The sequence below is a fragment of the Cellulomonas sp. genome (genome assembly GCF_015234515.1).
In the GTDB taxonomy this organism is placed as follows: Bacteria; Actinomycetota; Actinomycetes; order Actinomycetales; family Cellulomonadaceae; genus Cellulomonas.
On record NZ_JADGMY010000028.1, the window covers coordinates 41,807 to 67,072 of the forward strand.

Sequence of the window (25,266 nt, forward strand, 5' to 3'; positions counted from 1 at the left end):
TCTCGTGGGTGAAATACGCGACTCGGGCCGCAGATCGTTGTCCGAGGGCCGGCACGTGCCGATCTTGAAGACATGACAGTCCGCACGCACACCCGCGAGGTGCGCCGCCACCGCGTCGAGTGGTGGGTCGTGGCGGCGTGGACCTCGCTCGTCCTCCTGGTCGTCAGCGGCCTGCTCGCCGCAGCCGGCCTGCTCTGAGGACCCGCCCGGGAGCCGCCGCGCCGCCCGGCCCTATGCTCGCCGCGTGAGCAGCAGGTGGCAGCACGTGGCAGCGGCGGCGGGGCTCCTGGACCCCGACGGGACGCCGCGCGCGACGATCTTCGCGGAGATGTCGGCGCTGGCGGCCCGCACGGGCTCCCTCAACCTGGGACAGGGCTTCCCCGACGTCGACGGGCCCGAGTCGGTCGCGCGCGCGGCCGCCGACGCGATCCTCGCGGGCGCCAACCAGTACCCGCCCGGGCCCGGTACCGCACCCCTGCGGGCCGCGATCGCGGCTCATCAGCGCACGCGGTACGCGATGGACGTCGACCCGGACACCGAGGTGCTCGTGACGACGGGGGCGACCGAGGCGCTCGCCGCGGCAGTGCTCGCGCTCACCGGCCCGGGCGACGAGGTCCTGACGCTCGAGCCGTACTACGACTCGTACGCCGCGGTCGTCGCGATGGCGGGCGCGACGCACACCACCGCTCCCCTGCGCCCGACCGCGGAGGGCTTCCGGCTCGACGTGCCCGCGCTCGAGGCCGCGGTGACGCCGCGCACCCGCCTGCTGCTGCTGAACTCGCCGCACAACCCGACCGGCGCGGTGCTGCGCCGGGACGAGCTCGAGGCGGTCGCGCGCGTGGCCCGCGCGCACGACCTGCTCGTGGTCACCGACGAGGTCTACGAGCACCTGGTGTTCGGCGTCGAGCACGTGCCCGTCGCGACGCTGCCCGGCATGGCGGCGCGCACGCTGACGATCTCGTCGAGCGGCAAGACGTTCTCGTTCACCGGCTGGAAGATCGGGTGGGTCACCGGTCCGGCGGAGCTGGTCGCCGCCGTGCGGACGGTCAAGCAGTTCCTCACCTACGTGTCCGGGGCGCCGTTCCAGCCCGCCGTGGCACACGCGCTGACGGACCCCGGGGTCGCGGCCTGGGTCGACGGCCTGGTGGTGTCGCTCGCCGAGCGGCGCGACCTGCTGTCCGCGGGGCTGCGCGACGCCGGGTTCGACGTCGTCCGGCCCGACGGGACCTACTTCGTCCTGGCCGACGCGGCCCCGCTCGGCGCGGACGACGGAACGCAGTTCTGCCGCGAGCTGCCGACGCGGGCGGGTGTCGTCGGCGTGCCCGTGAGCGCGTTCACCCGCGCGGGCTCCCCCACGCACAGGGCGCTGCGCAGCTGGGTGCGCTTCACGTTCGTCAAGCGGCAGGACGTGCTGGAGGACGCCGTCGCGCGCCTGCGGAGCGCGTTCGGCTGATGGCGGGTCGTCGCCGGGTCAGGCGAGCTGCCACGCACCGCCGCGCCGGAACGCGGGGGTCGCCAGCGCCAGGACCGTCAGCCCCACCGTGGCCGCCGCCAGCATGACGACGGCCATCGCGACCGCTCCCCCGCCCAGCACGCCGGACAGGTTCGCGACGACTCCGCCCGTCCCGGCCTGCAGGGCACCGATGAACGCCGCCGCGGTCCCGGCGATGGCGCCGTGGCGGCCCAGGGCGATCGCGGTCGCGTTCGGTGGTGCGAAGTTGACGAGCGCGAGCACGAGCCACAGCACGACGAGCAGCCCCCACAGGCCGCCGAAGCCGGTCAGCGCGAGGACCAGCAGCACGCCCGTGAGCAGGACCGTCAGGACGACCGCGACGCGCAGGATGCGGATCGGCGCGACGCGCCGCACCAGCGCCGCGTTGACCTGGGCACCGAGGACCAGGCCGACGCCGTTGGCCGCGAACAGCAGCGCGAACTGGTGCTCGCTCAGCCCGTACCCGACGCGCAGCACGAACGGCGAGGCCACGACGTAGGTCATGAGCACCGCCATCGCCAGGCCCGGCAGCACCGCGAGCGCCACGAAGTGCCGGTCCCGCAGCAGGTGGCGGTAGCCCGACAGCGCCGTGCGCACCCCGCCGTCGCGACGGCGCTCCGGCGGCAGCGTCTCGGGCATGCGCAGCAGCACCACGAACCACAGCACGACGCCGAACGCCGCGAGCACGACGAACACCGCGCGCCACCCCCACTGCCCGGCGATGAGCCCGCCGAGCGACGGCGCGAACAGGGGCGCCACCCCGATGACGAGCATGAGCCGCGACATCAGGCGTGACGCGTCCGACCCCGTGAACCGGTCGCGGATCAGCGCCATCGCCACGACCGTGGCGGACGCGTTGAAGAACCCCTGTGCCACCCGGAGCGCGACGAGGGGGACGATCGCCGGCGCGATCGCGCACAGCAGCGACACCACGACGTGCAGCGCGACGCCGACGAGCACCGGCGTGCGACGCCCGAACCGGTCGGAGAGGGGGCCGATCACGAGCTGGCCGACGGCTCCGCCGATCAGCATGCCCGTCATCGTCAGCTGCACGGCCGCGGCCGACGTGCCGAGGTCGCGGGCGACGTCCGGCAGCGACGGCAGGTAGATGTCGGTCGATATCGCCGGCAGCGCGCACATCGTGCCGAGCAGCAGGACGTGGCGTGCGTCGGGACGGTGGACCGGCGCGTCGGTGGCTGACGGCGCGGCGCCGGGCGTCGACGTACCGGAGGGGGCGGGGGTGGCGGGGGCGGCGGACCGCGGGGAGGACTCGTCCATCGCCTCCCATCGTCGCACCGCGACCGACGGCTGACGAATCGATTCGACACCCGCGGGCGCGCGCTGCGCGTGTCGGTGCCCGGTGGCAGGCTGTCCGTCATGTGCGGCAGGTACGCGTCCTTCCGGGAGGACCAGGCGATCGCCGACGAGTTCGCCGTGGCGACCGTCGCCGACGACGTGCGGCTGCTGCCGCCGTCGTGGAACGTCGCACCGACCGACGGCGTGCGCATGGTCGTCGAGCGAGCGGACCGCGCCACGGGCGAGATCACGCGCCAGCTGCGGGTCGCCCGCTGGGGCCTCGTGCCGTCCTGGGCCAAGGACCCGTCGGTCGGCAGCCGCATCATCAACGCACGCGTCGAGACCGTCGCCGACAAGCCGGCGTTCGCCCGGCCGTTCGCGTCGCGCCGCGCACTCCTGCCCGCCGACGGGTACTACGAGTGGCAGGCGGGCCCCGAGCCGCCCGCCGGCTCGCCGCGCAGCCGTCGCACGCCCAAGCAGCCCTTCTGGATCCACCCGTCGGACGGCGACGTCGCCGCCCTCGCCGGGCTGTACGAGTTCTGGCGCGACCCGACGAAGGCCGACGACGACCCGGACCGCTGGCTCGTCTCGGTGGCCGTCGTCACGCGGCCGGCGACCGACGCGCTCGCGCCGATCCACGACCGGCAGCCGCTGATCCTGCCCGCCGATGCGTGGTCCGCGTGGCTCGACCCCGCGCTGGGCGCCGACGACGCCCGCGAGCTCCTCGACGTCCCGCCCCCGCCGCTCACCGCGACGCCGGTCTCGACCCGCGTCAACACGGTCGCGAACAACTCCCCCGACCTCGTCGAACCGACGGGCGACGACCTGCGCACCTGACGGGGCGGGGGGCCGTCAGCCGGGCGCGGACTCCAGGCGGAACGGGACGACCTCGCCCACGCCGGCCAGGTCGCGCACCGGCTGCTCGGTCAGCCGGAAGCGCGGGTCCCCGCCCAGGACCTGCGCGGTCGACGCGTCGACGAGCACCGTGCTCGGGTCGGCGACGTCGGTGAGCCGCGCGGCCAGGTTCACGCTCGGGCCGAAGACGTCACCGAACCGCGACAGCACGCGCCCCCACACCAGCCCGACGCGCACGGGCGTGACGCCCCGCGCGCCCTCCGCGAGACCGCCCGTGCCGCGCGCGGCCTCGACGTCGAGCGACGTCCCGAAGGCGTCCGCGAGCCCGATCGCCACCTGCGCACCGGCGCCCGGGGTGTCGGCGATGAACAGCACGGCGTCGCCGATGGTCTTCACGACCCGCCCGCCGGCACCGGCGACGACGTCCCGGGCGGCCGTCTCGAACCGCTGCACGAACAGCGACAGGTCGGTCGACCCCAGACCGGCGGTGCGCCGCGTGAACGACACCATGTCGGCGAACCCCACGGCGCGCGCGAGCGGCAGCAGGCTCCCGTCCACGGTGACGTCGCGCAGGTGCCCGAACTCCGCCGCGTAACGGTCGGCGACGGCCGCGAGGTGCCGCCGGTAGGAGTGCAGGAGCTGCTGCTCCAGCAGCGGCGCGAGGCCGCCCAACCGGTCGAGCACGAGCAGCCGGGCGGACGTGTCGTCCAGTGCGTACCGCGTCGCCATGTCCTCCACGAGCGCCTCGACCTGCCACAGCGCGAGCCGGTCCGACGTGTGGCCCAGCGCGCGCACCAGCGTGACGACCGTCCGGAGGTCCAGGCCGTGCTCCACCACGAGGGCGCGCGAGCGCGCGAGCGCCTGCGCGTCACGCTCGGTGAACATGACGTCGTCGTCGTCGTGGCTCGGCAGCCCCAGGGTCCGCCAGTACGTCCGGACGATCTCGAGGTCGACGCCGGAGAGCCGGGCCAGGTCACGCGCGCTCAGCGTGCGCGGACCTCCCAGCAGGAGCTCATCGAGCTCGTCGGTCGTGCCCCGCGGCGGCGCTGGCGGCGTGGGCCCGGCCGGCCCGGCCGGCCCGGCCGGCCCCGCCGGGGACGGCGTCAGCGGGTCGGCACCCACCGGCCCGCTGTCCTGCCCCTGACTTCCCGGCACGTCACGCAGCCTAGTTCACGGGCCTGTGGCGTCGGTGACGCGCACGTGCGTGACGTCACCCGCGAGCACGCGGTGCGTCGCGCCGTCCGCGCCGCTCACCACGAGCGCACCGTCCTCGGCGAGCCCGGTGGCCGTGCCCACGATCTCGGCGCCCCCCGGCAGCTCGACGCGCACGTGCTGCCCGACGGTCGAGCACACCGACGCGACCTCGTCGACGAGGCCCGCCGCGACGGCGTCGCCACCGTGGTCCGTCCAACGCCGCGCGACCTGGTCCAGGGCGCTGACGAGCGCGACGAGCACGCTCGCCCGGTCGGCGGACCGGGAGCCGGCCAGCGCGAGGGACGTGGCCCACGGCACCGGCAGCTCGTCGGTGCGCTGGTCGACGTTGACCCCGATGCCCACGGCGACCGCCGGCACGTCCGGCACCGCCTGGGCCAGGACCCCCGCGACCTTGCGCGCCGTGCCCCACCCGGGCACGTGCTCGACCCCGTCCCCGAGGTCGACGAGCACGTCGTTGGGCCACTTGAGGACCGCGGGCACGCCAGCGGTGGCGCGCAGCGCACGCACCGTGCCCAGGCCCGCGAGCAGCGGCAGCCACCCGTACGTCGCCGGACCGGACCGCGGCCACGCGACGAACGTGCACGCCAGGGCGGACCGCGCCGGCATGGTCCACGTGCGACCGGCGCGCCCGTGACCGGCCGTCTGGTGCTCGGCGACCAGGAGGCTGCCGTGCGGCCACGCGTCGGGGTCGGCGCGCAGCCCCGCGACCACGTCGTCGTTGGTCGACCCTGCCTCCGCGACCACGTCGAGCCGCGCGAGCGGCCCCGCGGGCGCGAGCAGCAGCTCACGCAACGTGTCGACGTCGAGGGGCTCGCGCACGGTCATCCGGCCATCATCGCGCAGCGCCCGCCACCGCCGCCGCACGAACGGCCGTCGGCGTTCTTGTCGGGTCTCCACAGCCGCCCCCCGGCAACACGGTCGGCGGGGTGCACGCGGCCGGCTTGCCCGCACAACTAGCCTCGTCGGGTGACCCAGGACGACCCCCTCGCGCGCAGCGTCGCCACGGACCCCGACCCGACGCCCGCGGACGCCGGACCGGCGCAGCCCGTCCGCACGACCGCCGGCCTGCTCGACGACCTGCGCGCACGGCGCGCCGCGGCCGTCGACGCCGCCGAGGAGAACGCGGTCGTCAAGCAGCACGCGCGCGGCAAGAAGACCGCCCGCGAACGCATCGAGGCCCTGCTCGACCCCGGCTCGTTCGTCGAGCTCGACGCCTTCGTGCGGCACCGGTCGACCAACTTCGGGCTCGAGAAGAGGCGCGTGGCGGGCGACGGCGTCGTCGTCGGCCACGGCACGGTCGACGGCCGTCCGGTGTGCGTGTACTCGCAGGACTTCACGGTCTTCGGCGGGTCCCTGGGCGAGGTGCACGGGCAGAAGATCACCAAGGTCATGGACCTCGCGCTGCGCACGGGCGTGCCGCTGGTGGGGATCAGCGACGGTGGCGGCGCACGCATCCAGGAGGGCGTCGCGGGGCTCACGCAGTTCGCCGAGATCTTCCGCCGCAACGTCGCCGCCTCGGGCGTGATCCCGCAGATCAGCCTCATCCTCGGACCGTCGGCGGGCGGTGCGGTGTACTCGCCCGCCCTCACGGACTTCATCGTGATGGCCGACGGCACGTCGAACATGTTCATCACCGGCCCCGACGTGATCCGCGCGGTCACCGGGGAGGACGTGGGCTTCGAGGAGCTGGGCGGGGCGACCACGCACAGCACGCGCTCGGGCGTCGCGCACTACATGGCGTCCGACGAGGACGACGCGATCGACTGGGTCCGCACCCTGCTGGCCTACCTGCCGACCAACAACCTCGCCGACCCGCCGTCGTACGCGCACGAGGCGGACCTGGAGCCGACGGACGACGACCGGGTGCTCGACACGCTCGTGCCGGACTCCGACAACCAGCCGTACGACATGCACACGGTGCTGGAGACGGTCCTGGACGACGGCAGCTTCCTCGAGGTGCAGGCCCTGTACGCGCAGAACGTCGTCGTGGGCTTCGGGCACGTCGAGGGGCACCCGGTCGGCATCGTGGCGAACCAGCCGATGCAGATGGCCGGGACGCTCGACATCAACGCCGCGGAGAAGGCAGCCCGGTTCGTGCGGACGTGCGACGCGTTCGGCATCCCGGTGCTGACGTTCGTCGACGTGCCGGGCTTCCTGCCGGGGACCGACCAGGAGTGGAACGGCATCATCCGGCGCGGCGCCAAGCTCATCTACGCGTACGCCGAGGCGACGGTCCCCCTGGTCACCGTCATCACGCGCAAGGCGTACGGCGGCGCGTACATCGTCATGGGGTCCAAGCAGCTGGGCGCCGACGTCAACCTCGCGTGGCCGACCGCGCAGATCGCCGTCATGGGCGCCGGCGGGGCGGTCAACATCCTGCAGCGCGGCGCGCTGAAGACCGTGGGCGAGGCCGGCGGGGACGTCGACGCCGAACGCCGCCGCCTGACGGCCGAGTACGAGGACGCGATCGTCAACCCGTGGGACGCGGCCGACCGGGGCTACGTCGACGACGTCATCGAACCGTCCGCGACCCGCGCGCAGGTCGTCCGGTCGCTGCGTCTGCTGCGCAGCAAGCGTGCGAGCCTGCCGCCCAAGAAGCACGGGAACATCCCGCTGTGAGGAGCCAGTCATGAGCGACGGCAGGCACGACGAGCACGGCCACCCGGACGAGCACGACCCCGCGTCCCACGGTCGCGAGCCGCTCACCGGCGTGGACGCGCGTGAGCTGCACGGGGCCGTCGACGAGCTGGCTGCGGCGCTGCACGCGTACGTCGAGACGGCCGTGGGAGTGCGCGCGGAGTTCGGTGCCCGGGAGGCCGACGAGGACCCGCGCGTGCTCGCCCTCGAGGGCCGCGTCGGCGCGCTGAACGCACGGCTCTACGACCTGCTCCACGGGCGCCTGGGCCTGCACGCGGACCTCACGGGCATGACCTGGGACGACGGCGACGCCGACGCCGACACGCCCGTCGAGCCGGGCGACCACGACACGTTCCACCTCGGCTTCGTCGTCGAGCTCCCGCCGACGGTCAGCGACCTGACGCTCGACGCGGTGATCGACCTCGTCGACGACGGCGGGGCGCAGATCGCCCACACCCTCACCGAGCGCGGGTACGTCGTCGGCGAGTGGGGCGCCGGCCGCGGCGCACCGGTGCTGCTCGACGACGACGAGGACGACGAGGACGACCTGTGAGCACGTGGCAGCCGGACGCCACGCGCTCCGACGCCGACGTGCACGTGGTCCGCGGCGCGCCCGACGACGACGAGCTCGCCGCTCTCGTCGCGGGCCTCGTCGCGGCGGCCGGCCGCCGCGACCCTCACGACGAGGACACGGACGCACCCGCCCGTGCGGCGCGGGCACGGTGGGTCGCACCGGGACGGCTGCGCGGGGCGCCCGCGCCGTCGCGCGGGCCGGACGCCTGGCGGTGGAGCCTGCGCCTCGACGCATAGGGTGGCGGACGTGACGTCTCCTGCCGCCCCCCGTCCGGTCAGTCCTGTCGACGCCGTCGCCGACGCCTACGTGGTCACGTCGGCGCGGCTGAACCCGGTGGACGCGACCTCCCTGGGGATCCCGGGGCACGAGCGGGAGCTGACGGACTTCTCCCCCGACGCCGCGGCCGAGCGCGCCGCAGCCGCACGCTCGACCCTGCTCGCGCTCGAGGCGCTCGCGTCGGCCGACGCGGTCGACGAGGTGACGGGCGCTGCGATGCGGTACGCCCTCGGCCTCGACGTCGAGCTCCACGACGCGGGCGAGCGGGCGCGCCTGCTCAACAACGTCGCGTCGCCGGCCCAGCAGGTCGTCGAGGTCTTCGACCTCATGGCCACCGACTCCGAGCAGGCGTGGGACGACGTCGCGGCGCGTCTCGCGGCCGTGCCGGCGTCGGTCGCGTCCTACGTCGCGTCGCTGCGCTCGGCCGCAGCGCGCGGTGACGTCGCCGCGGTCCGCCAGGTCGAGGCGGTGATCGTGCAGGCCCAGGAGGTCGCCGACCCGCAGCGGTCCGCGTTCACGCGGCTCGTGCACGGGTCGGACGCCCAGCGGGTCCTGGGGGACGACCACGCCCTGCGGGCCGACCTGGAGCGGGCCGCGGACGCCGCGCGCGGCGCGTACGCCGACCTCGCACGCGTCCTGGCCGACGAGCTGGCACCACTGGCACCCCAGGAGGACGGCGTCGGCCGGGACCGGTACACGCTGTGGTCCCGGCACCACGTGGGCGCCGCGCTCGACCTCGACGAGACGTACGCCTGGGGCCTCGAGGAGCTCGCGCGCGTGCAGGCCGAGCAGGCGGCGCTCGCGGCTCAGATCGCCGGACCGGGCGCGAGCGTCGCGGACGCCGTCGCGCTCCTCGACGCGGACCCCGCACGCCAGCTGCACGACACGGCGGCCCTGCAGGCGTGGATGCAGGCCACCTCCGACGCCGCGATCGAGGCGCTCGACGGCACCCACTTCGACATCCCCGTGCCCGTGCGGACGCTCGAGTGCCGCATCGCGCCGTCGCACACGGGAGTCATCTACTACACCGGTCCGAGCGACGACTTCAGCCGCCCGGGGCGCATGTGGTGGTCCGTGCCGCACGACGTCACGTCGTTCTCCACGTGGCGTGAGCGCACGACCGTCTACCACGAGGGCGTCCCCGGTCACCACCTCCAGATCGCGCAGGCGGTGTTCGAGCGCGCGACCCTCAACTCCTGGCGCCGGCTCGCCGCGTGGACGTCCGGTCACGGCGAGGGCTGGGCGCTGTACGCCGAGCGGCTGATGGCCGAGCTGGGCTTCCTCGACGACCCGGGCGACCGGCTCGGCATGCTCGACGGGCAGCGGCTGCGCGCCGCCCGCGTCGTCTTCGACCTGGGGATGCACCTGGGCCTGCCGGCACCGGCGGAGGTCGGCGATGCGTGGACGCCGGAGTCCGGCTGGGACTTCCTGCGCGCCAACGTGAACATGCCGGAGTCGATGCTGCGGTTCGAGTACACGCGTTACCTCGGTTGGCCGGGCCAGGCACCGTCCTACAAGGTCGGCCAGCGCCTCTGGGAGCAGGCGCGGGACACCGCACGCGAGTCCGCGGCCGCCCGCGGCCAGGTGTTCGACCTGCGCGCGTTCCACGCCCGCGCGCTCGCGCTCGGGTCCGTCCCGCTCGCGGTGCTGCCGGGCGCGCTCGTGGGCTGAGCGCGCGCCCCGCCGGGGACGCGGCGGCTCAGACGAACAGCGTCCAGCCGTACTTGGCGAAGACGACGGCCGCGAACAGCACCAGGACCGCGACGGTGACGAACCAGTCGTTGCCGGACGCGACGAAGCGGCGTCCCCACGGACCCCAGCGTCCGGGCAGGTTGAGGTGCCCGTCACGCACGTTGATCCGCGTGATGCCCGCCCACACCAGGGTGGTGGTCACGGTGATCAGCAGGCACCAGGGGCACAGCGCCTTGATGACGAAGAACGACTGCTGGAACAGCCACCAGGCGAACACCAGTCCCACCGTGTAGATCGCCTGCGCGCTGAGCATGAACCACCGCGGGAACAGCACGCCGCCGAGCATCGCGACGGCCACCGTGATGACGATCGCCTCGGCAGCGATCCCGAGGAACGCGTTGGGGAAGCCGAGCAGCTCCGCCTGCCAGGTCGCGCCGACCTTCCCGCACGAGATGACCGCGTTGAGGTCGCAGCTCAGCGCGGCGGTCGTGTCGGTCGCCTTGGCCACGGCGATCGGGATCGCCTCGTACGACAGGACGAACGACGTGTACAGGCCGATGAGGCCGGACACGATCATCTCGATGGCCGTGCGCCGCCGCCACGGCAGCGACGCGGGTCGGAGCAGGTCCGGGTCGTCGTCGAGGACGTCGGCGGGCTGTTCGTCGAGCACGTCGTCGTGCTCGTCGATGCCGCCGGCGACCCCGCCGCCGCGCACGTCCTGGGTGGTGTCCTTCACCGTGGCCTCCTCGCGCCTGCAGGTCCGACGCGCCATTGTGCCCTGCCGACCTGTGAGACGGGACAGTAGGACGTCCCGCCTCCCCGCCGTCACCCCCGCGTTCCCGTCACCGACCCGTGCTGCGGTTAGGGTCGGCCCGTGACCCGGCTCCTGCTCGCCTCCGCATCCCCCGCCCGCCGCACGACGCTCGCCGCCGCGGGGCTCGCGCCGCTGGTCGTCGTCTCGACCGTCGACGAGGACGCGGTCCTCGCCGCCGCCCGCGAGCGCTTCGGTGACCTGGAGCCCGCCGACGCGGTGCTCGTGCTCGCGCAGGCCAAGGCGGAGGACGTCGCGCGACGTCTCGACGACGTCGACGTCGACGGCTGGGACGACGACGAGGACGTCGTGGTCCTCGGCTGCGACTCGATGCTCGAGCTGGACGGCGAGGTCCTGGGCAAGCCCGCCGACGCCGACGACGCGGTCGCCCGCTGGCGCGCGATGCGCGGGCGGTCCGGTGTCCTGCACACCGGCCACTGGCTGGTCGACGAGCGCGACCCGGCGGACGGGGGCACGGGGGCGACGCTCGGCGCGACGGCGTCGACGGTCGTGCACTTCGCCGACCTCTCCGACGACGAGGTCGCCGCGTACGTGGCGACGCGCGAGCCCCTCGCCGTCGCGGGCGCGTTCACGCTCGACGGCCTGGGCGGCCCCTTCGTCGAGCGCATCGAGGGCGATCACCACAACGTGGTGGGCGTGAGCCTGCCCCTGCTGCGTCACCTGCTCGCGGACATCGACCTGACGGTGCCGGCCCTCTGGCGCGCCTGACCCGCCCTCCCGCCGCGCGCGTGGTGGGTTCCTACAAGACCCGCCCGGGGCCTGTTGAAGGGTTGCCGCAATCTTGCGGCGACGGCCCTGACGCGGCACGGACGTGCGGCGCTCGCGCGCTACGGTGAGCCGTGCCCCTCATGACCAAGGTCCTTGTCGCGAACCGCGGTGAGATCGCCGTCCGCATCGCCCGTGCCTGCCGTGACGCCGGTGTCGCGTCCGTCGCCGTGTACTCGGACACCGACCGGGACGCGCTGCACGTGCACGTCGCGGACGAGGCGTACGCGCTCGACGGCGCCCGCGCGTCGGAGACCTACCTCGACATCGCCAAGCTCCTCGACGTCGCCCGCCGCTCGGGCGCCGACGCGGTGCACCCCGGCTACGGGTTCCTCGCGGAGAACGCGCAGTTCGCGCAGGCGGTGATCGACGCCGGTCTGGTGTGGATCGGCCCGCCGCCGTCGGCGATCGAGTCGCTGGGCGACAAGGTGAGCGCCCGGCACATCGCGCAGCGCGCCGGCGCGCCGCTGGTGGCGGGCACCCCCGAGCCGGTCCAGGACGTGTCCGAGATCCACGCGTTCGCCGCCGAGCACGGCCTGCCGATCGCCATCAAGGCGGCGTTCGGTGGTGGCGGACGCGGCCTGAAGGTCGCCCGCGAGGCCGACGAGATCGACGAGATGTTCGAGTCCGCGGTCCGCGAGGCCGTCGCGGCGTTCGGGCGCGGCGAGTGCTTCGTCGAGCGCTACCTGGACCGGCCGCGCCACGTCGAGACGCAGTGCCTCGCCGACGCGTACGGCACCGTCGTCGTCGTCTCGACACGGGACTGCTCGCTGCAGCGACGCCACCAGAAGCTGGTCGAGGAGGCGCCCGCGCCGTACCTGAGCGACGAGCAGAACCGGGCGCTGGTCACCGCGTCGCAGGCCATCCTGCGCGAGGCCGGGTACGTGGGCGCCGGTACGTGCGAGTTCCTCGTGGGCAACGACGGGACGGTCTCGTTCCTGGAGGTCAACACCCGCCTGCAGGTGGAGCACCCGGTCAGCGAGGAGATCAGCGGCATCGACCTCGTGCGCGAGCAGCTGCGGATCGCCGCAGGCGAGCCTCTCGGGTACACCGAGGTCACCACGCGCGGGCACTCCATCGAGTTCCGCATCAACGGCGAGGACCCCGCCGCAGGCTTCCTGCCGGCGCCGGGACGCATCAGCCGGCTGCGGTTCCCGTCGGGGCCGGGCGTGCGTGTCGACTCGGGCGTCGTCGAGGGCGACACCGTGTCCGGCATGTTCGACTCCATGATCGCCAAGGTGATCGTCACGGGTGCCACGCGCCGGCAGGCCGTCGAGCGCGCGCGCCGCGCGCTCGCCGAGCTCGAGGTCGTCGGCATCCCGACGGTCACGCCGTTCCACCGGGCGGTGCTCGAGGCCGAGGCGTTCGTTCCCGCCGACGACGCGCGGCCGTTCACCGTGCACACCCGGTGGATCGAGACGGAGTTCGCCGAGACGGTCGCAGGCCTCGGAGGCGCGGCCGCACCGGCCCAGGACGAGGAACAGCTGCCCGACGGGCAGCTCGAGCGCGTCGTCGTCGAGGTGGGCGGCAAGCGGCTCGAGGTCGTGCTGCCCGCGGCGCTCGGCCTGGGACGCGGGTCGGGCTCCGGCGCCGGGCGGCTCGGCGGCGGCCGTCAGGGCACCGCGCCGCGCCGCACGACACGCGCCCGGGCCGCACGGACCGGCGGGTCCAACGGCACGGTGCTCTCCTCCCCCATGCAGGGCACGATCGTCAAGGTCGCCGTCGCCGAGGGCGCACAGGTCGCCGAGGGCGACCTCGTGGTGGTGCTCGAGGCCATGAAGATGGAGCAGCCGCTCGTCGCGCACCGCGCGGGCACCGTGCAGTCCCTGACGGCGGCCGTCGGGGCGAACGTCAGCGCGGGCGGCGCGATCTGCGACATCGTCGGCTGACGCGGGCGTGACCAGCCGCGGGCAGGGCCGTCCGGGCGACGGGTGGGTCATGTGCGGATGCGGCGCCCGGCACTGGGGCCTGTACGGGGCGGCGGGGCTGCTGCTCGCGCGGCGAGGGCCGGACGGGCGCGCGACGGACGTGGTGCTGCAGCACCGTGCGCTGTGGAGCGACCAGGGCGGCACCTGGGCGCTGCCGGGGGGTGCGCGCGAGCCGGACGAGACCGCCGTCCAGGCGGCGCTGCGTGAGGCGCACGAGGAGGCCGGCGTCGACGTCTCGACCGTGGCGGTGCGCGGCGAGCACGTCCTGACCCACCCCGACTGGTCGTACACGACCGTGCTCGCGGACGCCCTCGCACCCTTCACACCCGCCGCGACCGACGCCGAGAGCATCGAGGTCGCCTGGGTCGCGCTCGACGACGTCGCCGCCCGCCCCCTGCTCCCCGCGTTCGCGGACGCGTGGCCGCTGCTACGCACACGCCTCGACCCCTGACCGGCACTGGATCGCACTCTCACCCCCGGGGGTGTGGGGCTGTGGGCGTGTGGGGGTGAGAGTGCAATCCAGTCCCACGCCCGGGCAGGTGGGGGTGTAGGGGTAGGGGTGAGAGAGCAATCCAGTCCCACGCCCGGGCAGGTGGGGGTGGGGGGTGGGGGTGAGAGTGCAATCCAGTCCCACGCCCGGGCGTGTGGGGTGACCGGATCGCACTCTCACGCCCGGGGGTGTGGGGGGGGTGGGGGTGGGGTGAGAGGGGAAGCCGGTCGGTCTCGGTGGGTCAGTCCTCGCTGCGCTGGTGGAGCATGCGCGCGACCTCGCCGATCGTGCCGGACATCGACGGGTACACCGTGGACGCCTCGGCGACCTCGTCGGCCGTCAGGCCGTGGGTGACGGCCAGGGTGAGCGGGAAGATCGACTCGCTGGCGCGCGGTCCGACGACCACCGCACCCAGCACGGTGCCCGTGCCGGAGTGCGCGAAGATCTTGATGAACCCGTCCCGCACGCCCAGCATCTTGGCGCGCGGGTTCCGCGACAGCGGCAGCATGCTCGTGCGGTAGTGCGTGCCCATCTGCTGCAGCCGCGTCTCGGACAGCCCGACGGTCGCGATCTCGGGCGCCGTGAAGATGTTCGCGGAGATCCCCCGCAGGGACAGCGGCCGCACGGCGTCGCCCAGGGCGTGGGACATGGCGATGCGTCCCTGCGTCGCGGCGACCGACGCCAGCGGCAGGACCCCGGTGCAGTCCCCCGCGGCGTACACGCCACGCACGTTGGTGCGCGAGACCTTGTCGACCTCGACGTGCCCGGACGCCGCCAGCCGCACGCCCGCGTCCTCCAGGCCCAGGTCACGCGTCGTCGGCACCGACCCCACGGCGAACAGCACGTGCGACCCCTCGACCGTGCTGCCGTCCTCCAGGGTCACGACGACCCCGTCGGCCGTGCGGCGAGCCGACGACGCACGGCAGCGCGACATGACCGTCATGCCGCGCTGCCGGAAGATGCGCTCGATGAGCTCGGCCGCGTCGGCGTCCTCGCCGGGCAGCACCCGGTCGCGGCTCGACACCAGGACGACGTCGGCGCCGAGCGACGTGTACGCGCCGGCGAACTCCGCACCGGTGACGCCCGACCCGACGACGATCAGCCGCTGCGGCAGCTCGGTGAGGTTGTACATCTGCGTCCAGGTGAGGATCCGCTCCCCGTCGGGACGCGCGTCGGGCAGCACGCGCGGCGTCGCACCGGTCGCGAGCAGGACGACGTCGGCGTCCAGCACGTGCTCACGTCCGTCGGCCTCGGTGACGGCCACGTGCTCCGGGTCGACGAGCCGCCCGGTGCCGGTGACGACGTCGACGCCCTCGCGCTCCAGGCGTCCGCGGATGTCCGCCGACTGCGCGGCCGCGAGCGCCTTGACACGCGCGTTCACCGCGGGCACGTCGATGCGGTGACGCAGCACCGCGACGGCCGGGGCCGTCCCCGCAGCGACCTCCTCACCGTCCGCGAGCCCGTCGAGTCGGATCCCGAGCTCCGGAGCGCGGTCGGCGATGGTCATCCACTCGGCGGTCGCGATCAGCGTCTTGGACGGCACGACGTCCGTGAGGACCGCGGAGCCGCCCAGTCCCGAGCGCTCGACCACCGTGACGCGCGCACCGAGGCGGCGAGCGACCAGCGCGGCCTCGTAGCCACCGGGGCCGCCGCCGACGACCACGACCCTGGCGGCGGTGAGGTCGTGGGGCGCGTCACGGACGGTGGAGGCGGCGGCGGTGGCCGCCACGTGGGACTGGTCGGCGGTCGCGGCGGTCTGCTGGCTGCTCACGGGGACATCCTGCCTGGCACCGGCGTGGTTAGCCTGTTCCCATGAGCGACATGTCCCCCGCCCGTGACCTGACCGGCGGCGCCGTCCCCAGCCTCGACCACCCCACGACCGACCCGTTCGACGTCGCCAGGATCGCCGCCGAGGTGATCGCGCGCCGCACCGGTGTCGACAAGCACGACGTCGCGCTCGTGCTCGGGTCCGGGTGGGGCGGGGCCGCGGACCTGCTGGGCGAGACGGTCGCCGAGCTGCCGAGCCACGAGGTGCCGGGCTTCTCGCGCGCGGCCGTCGCCGGTCACGTCGGAACGCTGCGCTCGGTCCGGATCGCGGGGGACGGCGACTGGCCGGAGCGGTACGCGCTGGTCCTCGGCTCGCGCACGCACCTGTACGAGGCGCGCGGCGTGCGGCGGGTCGTCCACGGCGTGCGCACCGCTGCGGCCGCCGGGGCGTCCACGGTGGTGCTGACCAACGGCTGCGGAGGGCTGAACCTCGGCTGGGCGCCGGGCACGCCCGTCCTCATCCGCGACCACATCAACCTCACCGCGACGTCCCCCCTCGAGGGGGCGACGTTCGTCGACCTCACCGACCTCTACTCGCCGCGGCTGCGTGCCGTGGCGCGCGAGGTCGACCCCTCGCTCGACGAGGGCGTGTACGTGCAGTTCCCCGGGCCGCACTACGAGACGCCTGCGGAGGTCGCCATGGCGGGGCGTCTCGGCGGCGACCTGGTCGGCATGTCCACGACGCTCGAGGCGATCGCCGCACGGCACGCAGGGCTGGAGGTGCTGGGCATCTCGCTCGTCACGAACATGGCGGCCGGCATCAGCCCCCAGCCGCTCGACCACGAGGAGGTCCTCGCGGCCGGACGCGCCGCGGGACCGCGTATCAGCGCCCTGCTCGCCGACGTCGTCCGGCAGTTGTGAGGGGCACTCGTGGCCGTGCCACGCGGGTGACCCGCCGCTAGGTTGGGTCCGTGAGCACCAGCGACCACGACGACGTGCTCCGCGGGGACGCCCCGCCGGCACCCCTGACGAGCGAGCAGACGGGCACCGACGGCGACGGGTGGGGGCACCTGGTCGCGCAGGTCGAGGCCTGGGTCGCCGACGACCCCGACCCGGTCACCGCCGACGAGCTGACGACCCTGCTGCGGGTGGCGCGCGAGACTCCCGAGGAGGGCGCGAGCGAGCCTGTCGCCGAGCTGGTCCACCGGGACGCCGCCGCGGCACGCGCCGAGCTGGAGGACCGGTTCTCCGGCCTCCTCCAGTTCGGCACGGCAGGCCTGCGCGGTGCGCTCGGCGGGGGTCCGCACCGCATGAACCGCGCGGTCGTCATCCGCGCCGCGGCGGGGCTCGCGGACTTCCTGCTGGGCGAGCTCGAGGGCGCCACGCCGGCGCCGCGGGTCGTCGTCGGGTACGACGCCCGCCACAACTCGCACCCGTTCGCGCTCGACACCGCCGCAGTCATGACGGCCGTCGGCATCGACGTGCTGCTGCTGCCGCGCCCGCTGCCCACGCCCGTCCTCGCACGCGCCGTGCGGCGCTTCGACGCCGACGCGGGCGTCATGGTCACCGCGTCCCACAACCCGCCGCAGGACAACGGCTACAAGGTCTACCTCGGCGGGCGGGTCGTGACGGACGCCGGGCAGGGAGCGCAGATCGTGCCGCCCGCGGACACGGCGATCGCCGCCGCGATCGCCCGCGTGCCGTCGGTCGCGTCGGTGCCCCGCGCGTCGACCGGCTGGACGGTGCTCGGCGAGGACGTCGTCGACGAGTACGCGCGCACCGCTGCGGCCGTGGCCCCGGGCGGCGACGCCGGCGCCCGCGCCCGGCTCAAGGTGGTCCTCACCCCCCTGCACGGCGTCGGTGGGGCGCTGACGAAGGACGTGCTGGCCCGCGCGGGCTTCGGGGACGTCACGCTCGTCGCCGAGCAGGCCGAGCCCGACCCCGACTTCCCCACGGTCGCGTTCCCGAACCCGGAGGAGCCGGGAGCCACGGACCTCGCGCTCGCGCTCGCGTCGGCGTTGCGCGCGGACCTGGTCGTGGCGGTCGACCCCGACGCGGACCGGTGCGCGGTCGCCGTCCTCGACCCGCGCGCGCACATCCCCGCCCGCGGACCCGAGACGCCGCAGGCGGACGGCTGGCGCATGCTGACCGGCGACGAGGTCGGTGCGCTGCTGGGCGCGGACGCCGCGGAGCGGGTGCGCGAGGCGGCGTTCCCGGCGGGCACCACGCCCACGCTCGCGTGCTCCATCGTGTCGTCGCGCCTGCTCGCCGCCGTCGCCGCCGACGCGGGCCTGCGCTTCGCGTCGACGCTGACGGGCTTCAAGTGGATCTCCCGCGTCGACGGCCTGGTGTTCGGCTACGAGGAGGCCCTCGGCTACTGCGTCGACCCCGCGCACGTGCGCGACAAGGACGGCATGACCGCGGCGGTGCGGGTGTGCGACCTCGCGGCGCGGCTCGCCGCACAGGGCCGCACCCTCGTCGACGCGCTCGACGACCTGGCGAGGGCGCACGGGCTGCACGCGACCGGCCAGGTCAGCGCCCGGTTCGCCGACCTGAGCCGGATCGGCGCCACCATGACGGCGCTGCGCGAGGCGCCGCCGGAGGCCCTCGCCGGGTCACCGGTCGTCGCGGTCGTCGATCTGGCCGCGGGCACGGACGACGACCGCGGAGGGCTGCCGACCACCGACGGGCTCCGGCTCCTGACCGCCGACGGCACGCGCGTCGTCGTCCGGCCGTCGGGGACCGAGCCCAAGGTGAAGGCCTACCTCGAGGTCCTCGTGCCCGTCGCGGCGGACGCGCACCGCGCCGAGGTGGACGCCGCCCACCGGACCGCGCGCCACCGTCTGGACGACCTCGCGCGCGACGTGCGCAGGGCGCTCGGCCTCGACGGGTCCTGAGGCGTCAGCCGCGGCGCTCGCAGCGCACCGGCGGGGCGGCCAGGGCGGCGTCGCTCTCGGCGGTGGCGTTGAACCCGAACGCGACGCTGCCCCCGTTCGCGATCGAGCCGTTCCACGACAGGTTCTCGGCCGTGACGTTGCTGCCGCTGCGAGCGAACTCGGCACCCCACCAGTCGACCATCTCCAGCCCGGGAGGCTGGGTCCACGTCAGCAGCCAGCCGTGCACGTCGGGCGTCGTCGCCGTGACCGTGACCTGGATCTGCATCCCGCCCGGCCAGGAGTTCACGACCTGGTAGGTGGCCGTGCAGGCTCCCGCGGGCACGGCCGCCGGCGGCGGCGCCACGCCCGGTGAGGGCGGCGGCGGGGGCGCGGCGGCCGGGCTCGTCGGTGCGGAGCTCGGACCCACCGGCGTCGTGGACCCCGCGTCGGGGCCCGGCGTCGCGCTCGGCACCGGCTCGGTCGTCGGGGAGGAGACCTCACCGGCGCTGTCGCTCAGCGCCGTCTCCCCCGGCGCGAACGGTGTGACGACGGGGTTGACGTCCGTGTCGACCGCCGTGGGGTCGCACGTGGCACCCGCGCGGTACGACGTGTAGGTGCCGGCGTCGCACGTGAACCCGACGACCGCGTCACCGCCGACGAGCACCGTGCCGGACAACCGCGCCGAGCCGCGCACGAGCGCGACGTCCCGCACGACCACGTCGCCCGTCAGCCGCGCGCCCGGCTCCACCCACGCACGCCCCTCGATGCGGACGCCCGGGCCGACCGTGGCGTCGCCGCGCACGACCGCTCCCGCGGCGACGTGGGCCGCCGGGTCGACCCTCGCGGTGTCGTCCACCCAGCCGCCGCCGTTCGGGTGCCGGTGACCGCCCTCGACGCCGACCTCGCCGCCGGGGTCGACGGACGCGCCCGCCACACGGAACTCGTACGGGTAGCGCGTCACCTGGGCGAAGCGGTCCGACCCCGTCGCGACGATCTCGCCGGGTGTGGCCGTGACGACCAGGAACACCTCCGTCTCGCCGGGACGCAGCGCGAGGCGCAGCTCACCGTCCACCCCCTCGGTCACGGGGCTGTACCGCGGGCCCGTCGGCCCGACGGCGACGAGGCCGAAGCTCCAGCCCGGGTGGGCGCCCGCGAGCTCCTCCGCGTGACCACGGACCCGCACCCGCACGTCGGTGCCCGAGCCGTCCGGCACCAGCCGCACCAGGGTGTAGCCGTAGGCCGCGGGGGCGAGCGCGCCCGTCACGCGGTAGTGCCCGGGGTCGTCCGGCGCGGGCTCGACGGGCGTGGTGCGGTGGGCGACGAGCACGGGGTCGAGCCCTGCGACCAGCTCACCGAGCCCACCGGTGCCCGTGACGTCGCCGACGGCGGCCCGCATCGCGTACTGCGCGACGCGGCGGTTGAGCGCCGAGGCGTTCGACTGCGTCAGACGCGCGTAGGCACCCAGGACGTGCTCGGTGTCGAGGGACCCGGTCCACAGGTCGCGGACGAGCATCGGTGAGGAGCGGTCGGCCAGGTGCTGCAGGAGCAGCCACCCGGCGGCTCCGTGACGCGGGCTGCCCCACGCGAGCTGGGACGACAGCAGGTGGTCCGCGACATCGGCGTGCTCCCCGGGGACGGCGAGCGTCGCGAGGTACGCCGACGCGGCCGGGCGCAGGGTGTCTGCCGCCTCGGCGGTCAGGCCGTGGCCGGGGTGGGTGGCCTCGGTCACCCGCTGGAGCGTCTCGGCCACCCCGCGCGCCAGCTCCCACGGGGTGCCGGCGGGCACGCGGGCACGGGCGACCTGCGCCGGGTCGGGTGGGGCGGTCTCGACCGGGCTGGTCACGGCCGGTGAGGTCACGGGCGCCGGGGACGTGGTCGGCTCGTCACCCGGAGGCGTCGTGCGTCCGTCGGCCGGCGGCGCGCCCGTCGTCACGGACGACGCGATGACCTCGGGCCGGACCTGCAGCAGCGCGACGCCGTCGACGACGCCGCCGCGGGTGAGCGGCGCCGCACCGTCCGTGGCCGACAGCCCGCCGTCCACCGCGGGGACGACTGCGGGGTCGCCCGACGCCCCCGGGCCGCTCGACCACGTGCCGTCGACCACGACGACGACCTTGCGCGTGGCAAGCGGTCCGTCGGACGGCCCGAGGCCGAGCACGTCGGCGTCGAGGGCGTACAGGGCCTGCAGCTGCGCGACGACGACGGCGGGGTCGAACCGCAGACCCTGCGGTGCCGTCGTCGGGTCGGAGCCGGCGCGGTCACCCCACGCGAGAGCGACGTCGTCGCCCTCGACCACGTGCGCGTCGTCCCACGTGCTGCGCCAGCCCCCGGGCACGACGAGGTCCTTGGGTCCCGCCTCGCTGTCCCCGAACGCGGTCGCGAGCGCGGCGCCCAGGAGGAACGCGACGACGAGCGCCACGACGAGCGTGCCGCGCCTGATCCGGCCCATACCGCGTGCGTCTCCTCCCCGCGGGTGCGCACGCCGTCAGGTCGTCGGACCGGTGGCACCAGCTCGTGGTCGTGGTCGTCGGCCACGAGCGAGTCGAACCCGGACGACCGTCCACCATCGTCCGCCCTCGGGCGTCAAGTCAATGCCCGCTTCGTCCGGGTCGGCGCGCATTCACCCGCCGGGACGCCGAATTCTCACGCCGCTCTCATCGCCGCGGGGTGATTCGTGGCACCCGACGTCAGTAGTCGTCGTCCGCCGTGACACCGGCGAGCACCGCTGCGGTCCCCGACAGGCCGAGCCGCGTCGCACCCGCACGGACCATCGCGAGCGCGTCGGCGGCCGTGCGCACGCCGCCCGACGCCTTGACGCCGAGCCGACCGCCCACGGTGCGCGCCATGAGCTCGACCGCGTGGACGCTCGCCCCGCCGGCGGGGTGGAAACCCGTCGACGTCTTGACGAAGTCCGCGCCCGCAGCCTCTGCGGCCTGGCACACGCGCACGATCTCGTCGTCGGTGAGTGCCGCCGACTCGATGATGACCTTCAGCACGGTGGGCGCCGGCGCGGCTGCACGGACGGTCGCGATGTCGTGCTGCACGTCCGCGAACCGGCCCTCCTTCGCGGCGCCCACGTCGATCACCATGTCGACCTCGTCGGCACCGTCACGCACCGCGCGGGCGGCCTCGGCGGCCTTGACGTCGCTGTGGTGCTTGCCCGACGGGAACCCGCAGACCGTCGCGACGAGCAGGTCCGGCGCGCCGTCGAGCCCGACGGGGATCTCCAGCGGCAGGAACGACGGCGAGACGCACACGGAGTACACGCCCAGCCGCACCCCCTCGGCGACGAGCGCCTCGACGTCCGCGCGCGTCGCCTCGGGCTTGAGCAGCGTGTGGTCGACGAGCCGCGCGAGCCCGACCGCGTCGAGCGGGCCGGCCGTGGTGGGTGTGTCGTCGGTGGTCATGCTCGGTGCCTCCCGGGGCGTTCGGTGCCCGGAGCGACCCCCGGGCGGACGATGCGGTCGACGAGCGCGCGGCGCTCGTCGTCGTGCAGGAACGTGTGCCGGGCCGCGGTGAGCGTCACGTCGACGACGTCGTCGAGCGTCCACCCGGCGTCGCGGACGAGCAGGCCGAGCTCGCGCGACAGCGACGTCCCGGACTGCAGCCGGTTGTCCGTGCTGACGGTGACCTCGAAACCCGCCCGGCGCAGCAGCGAGACGGGGTGCTCGGCGACGGACGCCGCACCCCCGGTCTGCACGTTCGACGAGGGGCACACCTCGAGCGGGATCCGGCGGTCCCGGACCCAGTGCGCGAGCACGCCCAGGCGCCACGCGCCGTCCGGCCCCTCGTGCACGTCGTCCGCGAGGCGCACGCCGTGGCCCAGACGCACCGCGCCGGCCACGTGCAGGGCCTCCGCGATCGAGTCCAGGCCGTCGGCCTCCCCCGCGTGGACGGTGGCGGGGAAGCTCGCGTCGCGCAGCAGGCGGAAGGCTGCGGCGTGCAGCGACGGCGGGTAGCCCTCCTCGGGCCCGGCGATGTCGAACCCGACGACACCGGCGTCCCGGTTCGCGAGGGCGAGGGCCGCCACCTCGGCCGACCGGTCCGCCTGGCGCATCGCCGACAGCACCTGGACGACGCGGATCCGGAGCCCGTCGGCCGCGGCGAGCTCCGTGCCCTCGGCGAGGCCGTCGCGCACCGCGTCGACGACCTGCTGCAGCGTCAGGCCGGTGCGCTGGTGCTGCTCGGGCGCGTAGCGCTCCTCGGCGTACACGACGCCGTCCGCGGCGAGGTCGAGCACCGCCTCACGGGCGACGCGCCGCAGCCCGTCCGCGGTCTGCATCACGGCGAGCGTGTGCACGAACGTCTCGAGGTACCGCGGCAGCGACCCCGAGCCGGCGGCGTCGACGAACCACCGGCCCAGCTCCTGCGGGTCGGTCGTCGGCAGGTCGTGGCCGGTCGCGGCAGCCAGCTCGACGACCGTCGCGGGCCGCAGCCCGCCGTCGAGGTGGTCGTGCAGCAGGACCTTCGGCAGCGCACGCAGCGCCTCGTCCAGGTCCTCGGGAGGATCCGCCGGCGTCACGCGTCGGTGTCCCCGTCCTCGAGCGGGACCTCGACGGCCTGCTCGACGACGTCGGCCTCCGTGGCGCGGCCCTCGCGGTCGGCCCGCGGGAAGTGCGGCGTGTACTCCTCGGCCTCGCCGGCGTCCGGGACGTCGGACTCGTCGACGTCCGTCAGGCGCAGCGGCACCTCGACGTCGGTGGGCGCCAGCCCGGCGTCACGCCAGGACTCGTGTCCGGGGACGGTGCTCATGGCTCCTCCTGAGGTGGTCGGTCGTCGGTAGGACGTTCCTCATCGTCGCCCGGGCACGCTGGCCCCGCGACCGCGAGGGTGCGACGTCAGTGGGCGGCGACGCGGTCGAGCACCAGGGCACGCTGCTGCCCCGGCGCGCCGTCGGCGTCGACGACGACACCGCCCGCGAGGGCCTCCCGTGCCCGCGCGAACCGCTCGGGGGTGTCCGTGTGGAGCGTCAGCACCGGCTGTCCCGCACGCACCCGGTCGCCCGGTCGAGCGTGGATCTCCACGCCGGCGCCCGCCTGCACGGGGTCCTCCTTGCGCGCGCGCCCGGCCCCCAGGCGCCAGGCCGCGACCCCGACCGCGTACGCGTCGAGGGTCGTCAGGACCCCGTCGCGCTCGGCCAGGACCTGCTCGTGCTCGCGCGCGACCGGGAGGTCCGCGTCGGGGTCACCGCCCTGCGCGGAGATCATCCGGCGCCACACGTCCATCGCGCGGCCGTCGGCGAGCGCCGCGGCCGGGTCGGCGTCGGGCCGTCCCGCCGCGTCGAGCATCTCGCGCGCCAGCGCGACGGTCAGCTCGACGACGTCCTGCGGCCCACCGCCGGCGAGGACCTCGACCGACTCCCTGACCTCGAGCGCGTTGCCGGCCGTCAGGCCCAGCGGCGTCGACATGTCCGTGAGCAGCGCGACCGTCCGCACCCCCGCGTCGGTCCCGAGCTCGACCATCGTGCGGGCCAGCTCGCCCGCGCGCTCGGCGTCCTTCATGAACGCCCCCGACCCGACCTTGACGTCGAGCACCAGGGAGCCCGTCCCCTCCGCGATCTTCTTGCTCATGATGGAGCTGGCGATCAGCGGGATCGCCTCGACGGTGCCGGTGACGTCACGCAGCGCGTACAGCTTGCGGTCGGCCGGCGCCAGGCCGGAGCCCGCGGCGCAGATGACGGCACCCACGTCCTCGAGCTGGCGCATCATCTCGTCGTTGCTCAGCGCCGCGCGCCAGCCGGGGATCGACTCGAGCTTGTCGAGCGTGCCGCCGGTGTGCCCGAGCCCGCGGCCGGACAGCTGCGGCACCGCGACGCCGAAGACCGCGACCAGCGGCGCGAGCGGCAGCGTGATCTTGTCCCCCACGCCGCCCGTCGAGTGCTTGTCGGCCGTCGGGCGCGACAGTCCCGAGAAGTCCAGGCGCTCGCCGCTGGCGATCATCGCGCCCGTCCAGCGCGCGATCTCGGAGCGGTCCATGCCGTTGAGCAGGATCGCCATCGCGAGCGCCGACATCTGCTCGTCGGCCACCACGCCGCGCGTGTACGCGTCCAGCACCCAGTCGATCTGCGCGTCCGTCAGACGTCGACCGTCGCGCTTCGCGACGATGACGTCGACCGCGTCGAACTGCTCGGTCATGCCTGCTCCTCAGCCTGTGCGACCCCACGCTCCGTGAGGTCGTGCGGCCCGAACGCGTCGGGCAGCACCTGCGTCATGGGACGGATCCCGCTGACGGTCTCGACCAGCAGGTCCGGCCCGCCGTGCTCGTACAACAGCTGGCGGCAGCGCCCGCACGGCATCAGGACGTCGCCGTTCCCGTCGACGCAGGTGAACGCCACGAGCCGACCGCCGCCCGTCACGTGCAGCATGGAGACGAGCGCACACTCCGCGCACAGGCCCACGCCGTAGGACGCGTTCTCGACGTTGCACCCGACGACGACGCGACCGTCGTCGACGAGCGCCGCCGCGCCCACGGGGAACGACGAGTACGGCGCGTACGCGCGTGCCATGACGGCGCGCGCGGCGTCGCGCAGGGCGTCCCAGTCGACCGGGGAGGTGGTGGTCGGGCTGCTCAC

23 protein-coding genes are annotated in these 25,266 nt (G+C 75.0%); 12 read left to right on the top strand and 11 right to left on the bottom strand.

Annotation, left to right across the window (positions count from 1 at the left end):
* Positions 1-72: 72 nt before the first annotated feature.
* Both IR158_RS13895 and IR158_RS13900 read left to right on the top strand, forming a co-directional pair.
* Positions 73-198 (top strand): molybdopterin oxidoreductase, encoded by a 126-nt coding sequence (locus tag IR158_RS13895; RefSeq protein ID WP_227580628.1) that lies wholly within the window; start codon positions 73-75, stop codon positions 196-198.
* Positions 199-244: 46 nt separating this feature from the next.
* The gene (locus IR158_RS13900; protein ID WP_291814013.1) at positions 245-1,453 is read left to right on the top strand and encodes a pyridoxal phosphate-dependent aminotransferase; all 1,209 of its coding nucleotides are present in this window, start codon (positions 245-247) and stop codon (positions 1,451-1,453) included.
* Positions 1,454-1,471: 18 nt separating this feature from the next.
* On the opposite strand, the gene IR158_RS13905 is transcribed toward IR158_RS13900, so the two are convergent.
* Positions 1,472-2,770 (bottom strand): multidrug effflux MFS transporter, encoded by a 1,299-nt coding sequence (locus IR158_RS13905; protein ID WP_291814015.1) that lies wholly within the window; start codon positions 2,768-2,770, stop codon positions 1,472-1,474.
* A gap of 99 nt (positions 2,771-2,869) precedes the next feature.
* Here IR158_RS13905 and IR158_RS13910 point away from each other — a divergent pair, with 99 nt between their 5' ends.
* A complete protein-coding gene (locus IR158_RS13910) occupies positions 2,870-3,625 on the top strand; it encodes an SOS response-associated peptidase (protein ID WP_291814017.1) in 756 nt (251 codons plus the stop codon).
* Between the two features lie 15 nt (positions 3,626-3,640).
* Here IR158_RS13910 and IR158_RS13915 read toward each other — a convergent pair whose 3' ends face one another.
* Both IR158_RS13915 and IR158_RS13920 read right to left on the bottom strand, forming a co-directional pair.
* The gene (locus IR158_RS13915) at positions 3,641-4,798 is read right to left on the bottom strand and encodes an adenylate/guanylate cyclase domain-containing protein (RefSeq protein WP_291814019.1); all 1,158 of its coding nucleotides are present in this window, start codon (positions 4,796-4,798) and stop codon (positions 3,641-3,643) included.
* A 15-nt stretch (positions 4,799-4,813) separates the two neighbouring features.
* Entirely contained in the window at positions 4,814-5,683 is an 870-nt protein-coding gene (locus IR158_RS13920) for a biotin--[acetyl-CoA-carboxylase] ligase (RefSeq protein ID WP_291814021.1), read from the bottom strand.
* A gap of 240 nt (positions 5,684-5,923) precedes the next feature.
* Between IR158_RS13920 and IR158_RS13925 the strand changes: the two genes are divergently transcribed.
* Genes IR158_RS13925 through IR158_RS13940 form a run of 4 tightly spaced genes read left to right on the top strand, consistent with a single transcriptional unit; the run spans position 5,924 to position 10,016 of the window.
* Positions 5,924-7,477 (top strand): acyl-CoA carboxylase subunit beta, encoded by a 1,554-nt coding sequence (locus IR158_RS13925; protein ID WP_291814528.1) that lies wholly within the window; start codon positions 5,924-5,926, stop codon positions 7,475-7,477.
* A gap of 10 nt (positions 7,478-7,487) precedes the next feature.
* A complete protein-coding gene (locus tag IR158_RS13930) occupies positions 7,488-8,048 on the top strand; it encodes a hypothetical protein (protein WP_291814023.1) in 561 nt (186 codons plus the stop codon).
* Positions 8,045-8,305: an acyl-CoA carboxylase epsilon subunit gene (locus IR158_RS13935; RefSeq protein WP_291814025.1), complete on the top strand. Its 261-nt coding sequence runs from the start codon at positions 8,045-8,047 to the stop codon at positions 8,303-8,305. The genes IR158_RS13930 and IR158_RS13935 overlap by 4 nt, the downstream gene beginning before the upstream one ends.
* 10 nt (positions 8,306-8,315) lie before the next feature.
* Positions 8,316-10,016, top strand: a complete 1,701-nt coding sequence (locus IR158_RS13940) for a DUF885 domain-containing protein (protein ID WP_291814027.1) — start codon at positions 8,316-8,318, stop codon at positions 10,014-10,016.
* 28 nt (positions 10,017-10,044) lie between these two features.
* Here the strand turns inward: IR158_RS13940 and IR158_RS13945 are convergent, their stop codons facing one another.
* A complete protein-coding gene (locus tag IR158_RS13945) occupies positions 10,045-10,809 on the bottom strand; it encodes a vitamin K epoxide reductase family protein (RefSeq protein WP_366928448.1) in 765 nt (254 codons plus the stop codon).
* A 102-nt stretch (positions 10,810-10,911) separates the two neighbouring features.
* Between IR158_RS13945 and IR158_RS13950 the strand changes: the two genes are divergently transcribed.
* The 3 genes from IR158_RS13950 to IR158_RS13960 all read left to right on the top strand — a co-directional run bounded on the left by IR158_RS13950 (position 10,912) and on the right by IR158_RS13960 (position 14,013).
* The gene (locus tag IR158_RS13950) at positions 10,912-11,577 is read left to right on the top strand and encodes a nucleoside triphosphate pyrophosphatase (protein WP_291814030.1); all 666 of its coding nucleotides are present in this window, start codon (positions 10,912-10,914) and stop codon (positions 11,575-11,577) included.
* Positions 11,578-11,717: 140 nt separating this feature from the next.
* The gene (locus IR158_RS13955) at positions 11,718-13,523 is read left to right on the top strand and encodes a biotin carboxylase N-terminal domain-containing protein (protein ID WP_291814032.1); all 1,806 of its coding nucleotides are present in this window, start codon (positions 11,718-11,720) and stop codon (positions 13,521-13,523) included.
* A 49-nt stretch (positions 13,524-13,572) separates the two neighbouring features.
* Complete coding sequence (locus tag IR158_RS13960) at positions 13,573-14,013, top strand: NUDIX hydrolase (RefSeq protein WP_291814530.1); 441 nt, start codon at positions 13,573-13,575, stop codon at positions 14,011-14,013.
* Between the two features lie 280 nt (positions 14,014-14,293).
* Here IR158_RS13960 and IR158_RS13965 read toward each other — a convergent pair whose 3' ends face one another.
* Positions 14,294-15,823 carry an NAD(P)H-quinone dehydrogenase gene (locus IR158_RS13965; RefSeq protein ID WP_291814034.1) on the bottom strand — a complete coding sequence of 510 codons (1,530 nt, stop codon included), beginning with the start codon at positions 15,821-15,823 and terminating at the stop codon, positions 14,294-14,296.
* A gap of 50 nt (positions 15,824-15,873) precedes the next feature.
* Here IR158_RS13965 and IR158_RS13970 point away from each other — a divergent pair, with 50 nt between their 5' ends.
* Positions 15,874-16,740: a purine-nucleoside phosphorylase gene (locus IR158_RS13970; RefSeq protein WP_291814532.1), complete on the top strand. Its 867-nt coding sequence runs from the start codon at positions 15,874-15,876 to the stop codon at positions 16,738-16,740.
* 149 nt (positions 16,741-16,889) lie between these two features.
* Entirely contained in the window at positions 16,890-18,716 is a 1,827-nt protein-coding gene (locus tag IR158_RS13975) for a phospho-sugar mutase (RefSeq protein ID WP_291814535.1), read from the top strand.
* A 4-nt stretch (positions 18,717-18,720) separates the two neighbouring features.
* Here the strand turns inward: IR158_RS13975 and IR158_RS13980 are convergent, their stop codons facing one another.
* The 6 genes from IR158_RS13980 to IR158_RS14005 all read right to left on the bottom strand — a co-directional run bounded on the left by IR158_RS13980 (position 18,721) and on the right by IR158_RS14005 (position 25,266).
* Positions 18,721-21,144 carry a DUF6055 domain-containing protein gene (locus IR158_RS13980; RefSeq protein WP_291814036.1) on the bottom strand — a complete coding sequence of 808 codons (2,424 nt, stop codon included), beginning with the start codon at positions 21,142-21,144 and terminating at the stop codon, positions 18,721-18,723.
* A 238-nt stretch (positions 21,145-21,382) separates the two neighbouring features.
* A complete protein-coding gene (gene deoC / locus IR158_RS13985) occupies positions 21,383-22,102 on the bottom strand; it encodes a deoxyribose-phosphate aldolase (protein WP_291814037.1) in 720 nt (239 codons plus the stop codon).
* The gene (locus IR158_RS13990; protein WP_291814038.1) at positions 22,099-23,217 is read right to left on the bottom strand and encodes an adenosine deaminase; all 1,119 of its coding nucleotides are present in this window, start codon (positions 23,215-23,217) and stop codon (positions 22,099-22,101) included. Before IR158_RS13990 ends, deoC begins: the two co-directional genes overlap by 4 nt.
* Complete coding sequence (locus tag IR158_RS13995; protein WP_291814039.1) at positions 23,214-23,447, bottom strand: hypothetical protein; 234 nt, start codon at positions 23,445-23,447, stop codon at positions 23,214-23,216. The genes IR158_RS13990 and IR158_RS13995 overlap by 4 nt, the downstream gene beginning before the upstream one ends.
* An 86-nt stretch (positions 23,448-23,533) precedes the next feature.
* Positions 23,534-24,829 carry a thymidine phosphorylase gene (locus IR158_RS14000; protein ID WP_291814040.1) on the bottom strand — a complete coding sequence of 432 codons (1,296 nt, stop codon included), beginning with the start codon at positions 24,827-24,829 and terminating at the stop codon, positions 23,534-23,536.
* Positions 24,826-25,266, bottom strand: coding sequence for a cytidine deaminase (locus IR158_RS14005; protein ID WP_291814041.1), 441 nt, complete (start codon positions 25,264-25,266; stop codon positions 24,826-24,828). Before IR158_RS14005 ends, IR158_RS14000 begins: the two co-directional genes overlap by 4 nt.

Bases quoted from the DNA above. Each gene is read 5' to 3' on its own strand.
- IR158_RS13895 (WP_227580628.1), top strand. From the start codon at position 73: ATGACAGTCCGCACGCACACCCGCGAGGTGCGCCGCCACCGCGTCGAG.
- IR158_RS13905 (WP_291814015.1), bottom strand. From the start codon at position 2,770: ATGGACGAGTCCTCCCCGCGGTCCGCCGCCCCCGCCACCCCCGCCCCC.
- IR158_RS13910 (WP_291814017.1), top strand. From the start codon at position 2,870: ATGTGCGGCAGGTACGCGTCCTTCCGGGAGGACCAGGCGATCGCCGAC.
- IR158_RS13920 (WP_291814021.1), bottom strand. From the start codon at position 5,683: ATGACCGTGCGCGAGCCCCTCGACGTCGACACGTTGCGTGAGCTGCTG.
- IR158_RS13930 (WP_291814023.1), top strand. From the start codon at position 7,488: ATGAGCGACGGCAGGCACGACGAGCACGGCCACCCGGACGAGCACGAC.
- IR158_RS13945 (WP_366928448.1), bottom strand. From the start codon at position 10,809: ATGGCGCGTCGGACCTGCAGGCGCGAGGAGGCCACGGTGAAGGACACC.
- IR158_RS13955 (WP_291814032.1), top strand. From the start codon at position 11,718: ATGACCAAGGTCCTTGTCGCGAACCGCGGTGAGATCGCCGTCCGCATC.
- IR158_RS13960 (WP_291814530.1), top strand. From the start codon at position 13,573: ATGTGCGGATGCGGCGCCCGGCACTGGGGCCTGTACGGGGCGGCGGGG.
- IR158_RS13970 (WP_291814532.1), top strand. From the start codon at position 15,874: ATGTCCCCCGCCCGTGACCTGACCGGCGGCGCCGTCCCCAGCCTCGAC.
- IR158_RS13980 (WP_291814036.1), bottom strand. From the start codon at position 21,144: ATGGGCCGGATCAGGCGCGGCACGCTCGTCGTGGCGCTCGTCGTCGCG.
- deoC (WP_291814037.1), bottom strand. From the start codon at position 22,102: ATGACCACCGACGACACACCCACCACGGCCGGCCCGCTCGACGCGGTC.
- IR158_RS13995 (WP_291814039.1), bottom strand. From the start codon at position 23,447: ATGAGCACCGTCCCCGGACACGAGTCCTGGCGTGACGCCGGGCTGGCG.
- IR158_RS14000 (WP_291814040.1), bottom strand. From the start codon at position 24,829: ATGACCGAGCAGTTCGACGCGGTCGACGTCATCGTCGCGAAGCGCGAC.